The organism is Immundisolibacter sp. (assembly GCF_028696615.1).
GTDB lineage: Bacteria > Pseudomonadota > Gammaproteobacteria > Immundisolibacterales > Immundisolibacteraceae > Immundisolibacter.
Genome location: NZ_JAQVGQ010000205.1, coordinates 1 through 4,821 on the forward strand (window position 1 = coordinate 1; position 4,821 = coordinate 4,821).

Sequence of the window (4,821 nt, forward strand, 5' to 3'; positions counted from 1 at the left end):
GGGGCGGGCCGATGCGTGCCGTGCGCCGGCTGCTGGCGGCGCTGCTGATGGTGGTGCCGGCGTGGCTGGCGGCGGCTGAAATCAAGCTGCCGGATGCGACGCTGATCGACCAGCGCCTGGCCGCCGTACAGACTGACAAATCCCTGACCGAGACCGACCGCGCCGCGGTACTGGCCGAGCTGCAGGCGGCGCGCAACGACCTGCAGCAGGCGCTGGCCAAACAGGCCGAGCGCGAGCAGCTGCAGAGCAGCGTGCGCGCCGCGCCGGGGCGCATCGCCGCGCTGCGCGCCGAGCGCGTGAGCCCGCCCGAGTTGCCGCCGCCGGGCGCCGATCTGGCCGCGCTGGGGGCGGCGCTGACCGATGCCCAGGCGGCGCTCGAGGCGGCGCTGGCCGCCCAGGACGAAGCCGATCGCCGCGTGCAGGCGCTCATGCAGGCCCCGCTGACCCTGCAGCCCGAGCTGGCGCAGGCGCGGGCGGCCCTGCAGGCGCTGGACCTCGATGACGACGAGGCGGCGCCGGTCGAAAGCAGCGCCTTGGCCGAGGCGCGGGCACTGGCGCGGGCGGCCCGGCGCGGCGCGCTGCAGGCCAGCATCGCGCTCAGTGAAGAGCAGCTGCGCACGGTGGAGCTGCGGCGCGAGCTGGCGCAGGCCGAGCGCGACGCCGCCGAGCGGCGGGTGGCGGTGCTGCAGGACTTCGTCGACGCCGTGTCGGCCCGCCTCAGCGCGGCGCGCCAGGAGCTGGCGCGCCAGGAACTGGCCGAGGCCGAGGCGCTGGTGCAGCGCACCGCCGATGCCCACCCGCTGATCCGCGCCGCCGCCGCCCGTCAGGCCGAGCTCACGCGCGAGCTGGCCGGCGTGCTGCAGGCCGACGATCGCACCAGCGCCGCCATCGAAGCCACGCAGGCGCAGCAGACGGAGCTCGAAAACCTGCTGCGCGCCACCCAGGCGCAGCTCGAACTGGCCGAGCTCAGCGGCACCCTGGCGCAGGCCCTGCATGACCGGCGCCTGCGCCTGCCGCGGCCGGGCGAGCAGCGGCGCGAGGCGGCGGCACGGCGGCGCGACATCGGCGAGGCCCGCCTGCGCCAGCTGCGCCTAGCCGAGCAGCGGCGCGAGCTGGCGGCGCCTTTTCAGCGCGCCCAGGAGCTGCTGCAGCAGGCCGGTGTGACGGGCGATACGACGGCGCTGCGCCAGCAGCTGGCCGGCCTGTTGCGCGCCGAAGCCAGGCTCATGGACCGTCTGGACGACGCCTACGCGCGGCGCATCGCCCTGCTGAGCGACCTCGACCGGCGCCAGCAGCGACTGGCGCAGGTGGCGCAGGCCTACGCCGAGCTGCTCGACCGGCGTCTGTTCTGGACGCCCGATCTGCCCGCCTCCGGGCCGGCCGGTGTGCGGGCCTGGTCACAGGCGTTGCCCGCGCTGCTCAGGCCGGCGCCCTGGGGCGAGCTGCCGGCGGCCTTGGTGCGTGCGCTGGCGGCGCAGCCGGCAGCCGGCCTGGGTTTGCTCGCGCCGCTGCTGCTGTTGGCGATGCGCCGGCGTTTGCAGCGGCGCGAGCAGGCCGATGCGATGCGTCTGTTGGACCCGCACCGCGACAGCGCCTGGGTCACGGCGCGGGCCCTGCTGTATTCGGCCTTGCGCGCTGCGCCCTGGGCGCTGCTGCTGTACCTGCTCGGCCGCCTGATGACGGCCGGCGCCACCGAGGGCACGTTCGGCTATGCCGGCGGTGCGGCCCTGGTCGACATCGCGCCCGGCGTGTTCGTGCTGGCGTTCGTCAGCGACATCGCCCGCCGTGGCGGCGTGCTCGACCTGCACTTCCAGTGGCGCCCCGAGACGCGGCGTGTGCTGCGCCGGCAGATGTTCAGTCTGCGCCTGCTGGCGGTGCCGGCGGGTTTCCTGGTGCTGCTGGCGCAGCGGCTTGGGCAGCCGGCGCTGCGTGCCAGCGTCGGGCGCCTGGCGTTCGTGGTGTTGTCGCTGACGCTGGCGGCGTTTGTGTGGCACTCGCTGCACCCGCAGCGCGGCGCGCCGGCGGCGTACCTGGCCGCCCGCCGGAACAGCTGGCTGTGGCACTGGCGGCACCTGTGGCATCTAGTGTTGACGGCAACGCCGCTGCTGCCGGGCGTCCTGGCCATGGCGGGCTTTTATTACGCTGCCCTGCAACTGCAGGCGCGCATCGTGCAAACCGCCGGCTGGCTGCTGGCCGTGATCCTGGTCTATTACCTGATTTTGCGGGCGCTGGCGGTGGCGCAGCGCCGGTTGAGCCTGAAACAGGCGCTCGCTGCGGGGGCGACCGACAAGCCGCAAGCCGCCGACGAGCGGCTCGACATCGAAGCCGTGGACGAGCAGGCGCGCAGCCTGGTCGGCTTCGTGGTGTTCGTGGCGGTGGTCGGCGTCCTGCTGGGTGTGTGGTCGGACCTGTTGCCGGCGTTGCAGTCGCTCGATCAGGTGGTGCTGTGGCGCTACCGCCTGGGCGGCGATGCCAACGCCGCCACCGGCGTGGTGACGCTGCTGAGCCTGCTGACGGCGGCCGGCGTGGCGGCGCTGACCGCCTTCGCCTCGCGCAACCTGCCGGGCTTGCTCGAGGTGGTCATCCTGCAGCGGTTGGAGATGGACGCCGGCGCCCGCTTTGCGGTCATCACCATCACCCGCTACCTCATCGTCACCGTCGGCGCCGTGGTGGCGCTCAACCTGCTTGGCCTGGACTGGTCCAAGGCGCAGTGGTTGGTGGCGGCGCTCGGCGTGGGCATTGGCTTCGGTCTGCAGGAGATCATCGCCAACTTCATCTCGGGCCTCATCATCCTGGCCGAGCGGCCGTTTCGCGTCGGCGACACGGTGACCGTGGGCGGCGTCAGCGGCAGTGTGGCGCGCATCCGCATCCGCGCCACCACCATCACCGACTTCGACCGCAAGGAACTGATCGTCCCGAACAAGACCTTCATCACCGAGCAGTTCGTCAACTGGACCCTGTCGGACCAGATGCTGCGGGTGGTGATCCGGGTCGGGCTGGCGTATGGCGTGGACACCGCCGCGGCGCAGAAACTGCTGCTGGAGGTGGTCAGCGCCAACCCGCGCCTGCTCAGTGAGCCGGCGCCGCAGGTGCTGTTCACCGACTTCGGCGACAGCGCGCTGCAGTTCGAGGTGCGCGTGTACGTGCGTACGCTGCAGGATTCGGTGCCGGCCCGCCACGAGCTGCTGATGGCCATCTACGACGCGCTCGGCGCGGCCGGCATCGAAATTCCCTTCCCGCAGCGCGACGTGCACCTGCGCAGCGTGGATCAGGTCGCCGCGCAGGCGCTGGGCGGCCGGCCGGCGGCTGAGCGGCAACACGGCCCGGGCGTACAGACAACCGAGGGCGCGGTATGACTTCCAAGCGGCAAAAATCCCTTTTCGACGACGCCGGCGGGCGCGACCTGGTGCACAGCGGCCAGCGCCCGGCGCGCAGCCCCGAGCAGCGCAGTTTCGATCGCCTGGTCGGCCAACTCGAGCGCGCCCGTGCCGACCTGCAGCAGTGGGAGGCCGAAACGCCGCGCCTGCTCGGTCGTGTGCACCAGGAGCTGCTGCCGGCGCAGCGCGAGCTGGCCCAGGCGCAGCGCGCGCTGGTGGAGTACCTCGACGGCTTCCTCGCGGCGCCGCCGAAAGGCACCCGCCTGGGCAAACGCCAGCGCGCCGCCCTGGTCGATCTGTTGTGCGAGCTGGCCACGAGCCTGCTGGCGCAAGGGCCGGATGCGCAGCTGGAGGCGATCTACGACCGTCACAGTGCCGTTCCCTACCGGCAGGCGCAGGCCGAAGAGGAAGCCATCGAGTTGGAGCTGGCCGAACAGATGCTCGGCAGCTTCTTCGGTGACGAGATGCTGGAAGGTCATACCGCGCACAGCGCCGAGGAGCTGCTGCACCACGTGCAGGCGCGCATGCAGGAGCAAGCCGAGCAGCAGGCCGCGGCGCGCGAGGCCCGTGCCGCCCGACGCCGCCAGCGCCGTGGGCCGGACCCGCGCGCCGAGCAGCGGGCGCAGGAGGCGCAGGCCGCCAGCCAGTCGGTGCGCGACATTTACCGCAAGCTCGCCAGCAGCCTGCACCCGGATCGCGAGCCCGATCCCGAGCAGCGCGCACACAAGACCCGCCTCATGCAGCAGCTGAACCAGGCCTACCAGAAGAACGATCTGCTCGGCCTGCTGCGCATGCAGCTCGAGCTCGAACACATCGACGCGCATGCGCTGGCCGAGCTGCCGGCCGAGCGGCTGCGGCACTACAACCGCGTGCTGAAGGAACAGCTGGCCGCCCTGCAGGCGGAGACCCGTGACCGGGTGGGCAGGCTGCTGATATCCCTCGACCTGGACCCGTTCCTGGCGGTGCGCACGCCGCACATGGTCGACCGTTTGCTGGACGAACGCCTGCATGAGCTGCACGCGGTGCTGGTCAACGTCGGCCAGACGGCTGAGGAATTGGCCGACCCGCAGCGGCGCCGGCAGCAAATCGACGCCATCGTGCAGGCGATGAAGGCGCGGGCGGCTGCCGACGACCTGGACTCGCTGTTCGATCCGGCCGGCTGGTGAGGATTTTTTCGGTGCCTGCTTCACCCGCCGCGCAGGCTGCGCGCCGGCGGGGTGGCCAGCACCCGGCGCGCGCCTAGCCGGCCGGTAATGGTGACCAGGCCGGTGGCCAGCAGCAGGGTGCCCAGCAGCGCCAGCGCGTTCGGCCGGTACGGCACCTCGAGGTAATACCGGCAGGCCAGCGCCCCGGCCGCCACCGCCGCACCGCAGCCGAGCAGGCTGGCGGTGGCGCCGAGCAGCGCAAAGCGCAGGTTGTAGACCGCGCCGAGCTGGCGGCGGCT

General features: G+C 72.7%; 2 protein-coding genes and 1 pseudogene. 2 read left to right on the forward strand and 1 reads right to left on the reverse strand.

The window, feature by feature from the left end; translation table 11 throughout:
- Both PHC73_RS11625 and PHC73_RS11630 read left to right on the forward strand, forming a co-directional pair.
- Positions 1 to 3,356, forward strand: a 3,356-nt coding sequence (locus PHC73_RS11625; RefSeq protein WP_300128325.1) for a mechanosensitive ion channel domain-containing protein, incomplete at its 5' end; no start/stop codon positions are given.
- Positions 3,353 to 4,543: a J domain-containing protein gene (locus PHC73_RS11630; RefSeq protein WP_300128327.1), complete on the forward strand. Its 1,191-nt coding sequence runs from the start codon at positions 3,353 to 3,355 to the stop codon at positions 4,541 to 4,543. The genes PHC73_RS11625 and PHC73_RS11630, both read left to right, overlap by 4 nt.
- 20 nt (positions 4,544 to 4,563) lie before the next feature.
- On the opposite strand, the pseudogene PHC73_RS11635 reads toward PHC73_RS11630, so the two are convergent.
- Positions 4,564 to 4,821: pseudogene (locus PHC73_RS11635) on the reverse strand (ABC transporter permease); the annotation flags it as partial.